Below are 3,468 nucleotides of genomic sequence, written 5' to 3'. Positions count from 1 at the left end.
GAGGAATATAAAGAAAAAACTAGCTACACTTGGATTGATTAAACAAGGTATAAAATATGAATGCAAGTAATTTTAAATACAAAACTAAAATCCAATACGCCAATCAAAAATCCTGTCTGATAACGTTATATATACAAACTGCTGGCGTGCCTATAATGCTCTTTTTTCTGAGAATAAGAACCAAAACTAGATTCATGAGATTGATAACTTTTGGAACTAAGCAAAATAGCATATGAGAAATTTTAAGGAAGTGTCCAGTCAATATTTCAATCTCTTTTTAAGAGAAGCTGAGTGGTGATTGAATATAGGATTGACAAAAAACTATTGGCCGATCTCAAAAGTTTTCTCCAAGAACTTTACTAGATGCCAGTCCCAATTATTATAACTTAATTAATCAATTAATTTATTAGAAAATCTCAAGCCCAAAACGCAAAAGATACCGCCTATTAACAATAAATAAGCTGGAGCTGATATTAAATGCAAATGGCTATTCATAAAAAAACAATAAGTAATGGAGACAAGCCTCCAAACAAAGCAAATGCTAAATTATATGATAAGCCCACCCCTGAGTATCGCACCTTAGTTTTAAATAACTTACTCACTTTTAATGGTATTAATGATGCTGCTGGACCTGAAGAAAACGAAAATAAATAGTAGCTAAAATTAGAAAAATAATTTTTCCCTGCAGTGAAGAACATTACAGATCCGAAAAATACTATAGCTAAACTAGCTAGCATCAGTAAATTATCAGCCTTAATCAATCGGTCTGCACAGTACCCGGATAAAAGTGTTGAGGTTGTAAATATCACTAGTCCTATCATAGTAATAATATCAGAATTGTGTTTAGGTATACTTAAAATATTAAGATACGTATTAACAAATAAAAACCCTATACTAACAATTAAAGCAAGAAATGACATTAATAAAAATGATGAAATAAATCTCACTTTCTCTTTTGCTGCCAGAAAAAATAATGGAATAGACGATTTTTCTTTTAATTTTTGATATACCGGGGTTTCAGATAATTTTTCCCGTATATAATAAGAAATAATTGCAGCAATGGCTCCAATCAATGCAGCTATTCTCCAACCATATGAATTATCTGATGTAATTATAAATACTGCGCTAGCAAATAAAATACCAAGATTAACAAATGCATAAAGAAAACCCATAGCTAAAGCTTTACGCTTATCAATGTGTTCACTTATAAATGTAATAGCTCCTGAGAGCTCACCACCTATTGCCATTCCTTGTAATAATCTTAATAAAACAAATAAAATTGAAGCAGCCACTCCTATATCTTCATATGTTGGCAATAAGCCCATTAATAATGTACTAATACCCATTATGAAGATGGTTGCACTAAATATTCTCTTACGACCATATTTATCACCAAAATGACCAAAGACCATACCTCCTATTGGTCGGGCGATATAACCAAGTGCGAATGACATAAGACCATACATAACGCTAACAAGCTTTGAAGACTCTGGAAAAAATAATTGGCCTATAATAGGCGCATATATAGCAAAAATAATAAAATCATAAAATTCAAGCATCCCTCCTAAGCTTGATAGTAATATAATTTTTATATCCTCTATTTTCATTAAAAATCCTAGCAGCTAATCAGTTTATTAAACATATAAAACCAGTTATTTTAATATCAATTTCAACTCTTTGATTTTGTCCAAATCTATATCATAGATTCTGTTTTCAGGCACCAATGAGTCTAATTTTACCTTACTATCGTTAACATTCAATACATACCCGGTGTACTCATATTGCCATCTCAGCCCATCAATGGTAACTGAACCAGTTATAGCTATAACAAAGTGATTTTTCCGTGCTTGCTCAGCTAGTTCCTTAATAATTTTACTCATAGACTATTCTCACTTCTAATATCTCTCAACTTAACTTCAGTCAAGTCTGAAGAAGTTAAACTAAAGTCCATTATTTCTCCCTCAGGAAGTTGAGAAATTGTGTTAAATGGGTTTCCCTGAAAAGTAATATATGCCATATGAGAACTTCCTTAACTATATCGTATGCTGAATTGCCTGCTCTAATGCTTGATAGCTTGGAGGAGTCGAAATTTCTTCAACAACTTCTCTATAACTTACCTTTCCATTCTTATCTATCACATAAATAGTACGACTGTCTAACCCTTGTAACACTGAGCTTTCTATACTAGTGCCATACAATTTTCCAAAATCATTGGAGCGATAATCTGACGCAAACTCCACACTATTCAAACGATTTTGTTTTTTAAACTTAGCATCTTCAAATGGTAAATCCTTGGAAACGATCGTAACCTGAACCTCTGGATACCGCTGTGCTATTTTGTTGAGTCGGATCGCCTCTGCATCACAGACAGGAGTATTTAGTGACACAACAGTTGCAATCACTTGCACTTTATCTTGATCTCCCCCCAGTTGGATTGGCTTCAGCTCTGGATTAATCAGCTTCACCATTGGAGCCTGTTGCCCTACTTCAAGAGCATGCCCTGCGACTTGAACAGGTTTCTTCAAAAAATGTGACTGTTTGGCTTGCGTGCACTAAAGGGAATACACACACAGCAGTCACAAAGGCAAGCATTGATTTTTTCATTATGTCTCCTGAAATCACAAAAATCTAATTAAATCAAGCAACTTTCATAAGCTTTCAATATAATTTAGCTCGAGTTCTCATTGATCAAACGCAGATAATAACTAGTTGAGAACTAATGATATACAGTACATCTCCTGTAAAACCATTGTTCCCGCCCTCCGTCATCTAAAGTGCAATACCCTAAATGAATCAAATAATGTCGGCAAAACCCACAAAAGGCCAATTCGCTGTAATTCTTAACAACAGTGTCGAATCAGTGAGTTTACTGTTTTCTGCCAAAAGAAATTCAACAATAATTAGATATTGTAATGATACCCTAAGGAATTTTTATGTTAAAGAAACTAACTTTGGTTTTATCAATATCTACTATATTGCTATTCACAATAGTCGGATTTAATAGTAGCTATTATATGAATTCTTTATATAAATCATTTGCTGCAAGCCACGGAATACTTAGCTGGGATGATGCAAACAAGGAAGTCTAATATTATATATCCATTACCTACGGTGCTTTACTGCCGTGGAACATCAGCAAAAAGGAAATAGAATTCGATTCTGTTGTTAGGCTAGTTATTTAATAAAATTCTCTGTGTTACTGGCAAAGTGAAGTGGGACAAGAATAAGGACGTTATATAGTGCCAAAAAAACCTAGAAAGCTTCCCGGTCTATTTTCTAATTTTCAGACAAGGCAGGCTAATCGTGAAAACATAAAAAATCTTGCTAAATTTTCTAATGGTAACTGTGCTATTTGTAATTCATTTTCTTCTACTTGCGCTATTTGTTATCAATGTGAAAGTAAAGGGTTTATAAATAAACCTGATAGGGGTTCGCCACTTTTAGGAGTAGAAACTAGTTCTAAAGATA

Annotated in this window: 4 protein-coding genes; 1 reads left to right on the top strand and 3 read right to left on the bottom strand. The window is 33.4% G+C overall.

Annotation, left to right across the window (positions count from 1 at the left end; all coding sequences use genetic code 11):
• Nucleotides 1-491: 491 nt before the first annotated feature.
• From BGC07_RS15150 to tpx, 3 genes are all read right to left on the bottom strand, one after another.
• Nucleotides 492-1,607 (bottom strand): MFS transporter, encoded by a 1,116-nt coding sequence (locus BGC07_RS15150; protein ID WP_069313926.1) that lies wholly within the window; start codon nucleotides 1,605-1,607, stop codon nucleotides 492-494.
• A gap of 45 nt (nucleotides 1,608-1,652) precedes the next feature.
• Nucleotides 1,653-1,880 (bottom strand): hypothetical protein, encoded by a 228-nt coding sequence (locus tag BGC07_RS15145; protein WP_069313925.1) that lies wholly within the window; start codon nucleotides 1,878-1,880, stop codon nucleotides 1,653-1,655.
• Nucleotides 1,881-2,033: 153 nt separating this feature from the next.
• The gene (gene tpx, locus BGC07_RS15140; RefSeq protein ID WP_069313924.1) at nucleotides 2,034-2,525 is read right to left on the bottom strand and encodes a thiol peroxidase; all 492 of its coding nucleotides are present in this window, start codon (nucleotides 2,523-2,525) and stop codon (nucleotides 2,034-2,036) included.
• Nucleotides 2,526-3,239: 714 nt separating this feature from the next.
• On the opposite strand from tpx, the gene BGC07_RS22730 reads away from it, so the two are divergent.
• Nucleotides 3,240-3,468: hypothetical protein (locus BGC07_RS22730; RefSeq protein ID WP_235603448.1), on the top strand; the 229-nt coding region annotated here is incomplete at its 3' end.

The sequence above is a fragment of the Piscirickettsia litoralis genome (assembly GCF_001720395.1).
Classification (GTDB): Bacteria; Pseudomonadota; Gammaproteobacteria; order Piscirickettsiales; family Piscirickettsiaceae; genus Piscirickettsia; species Piscirickettsia litoralis.
Note: the sequence above shows the minus strand (reverse complement) of the source record. Positions and strands in the feature narration are given on the sequence as shown.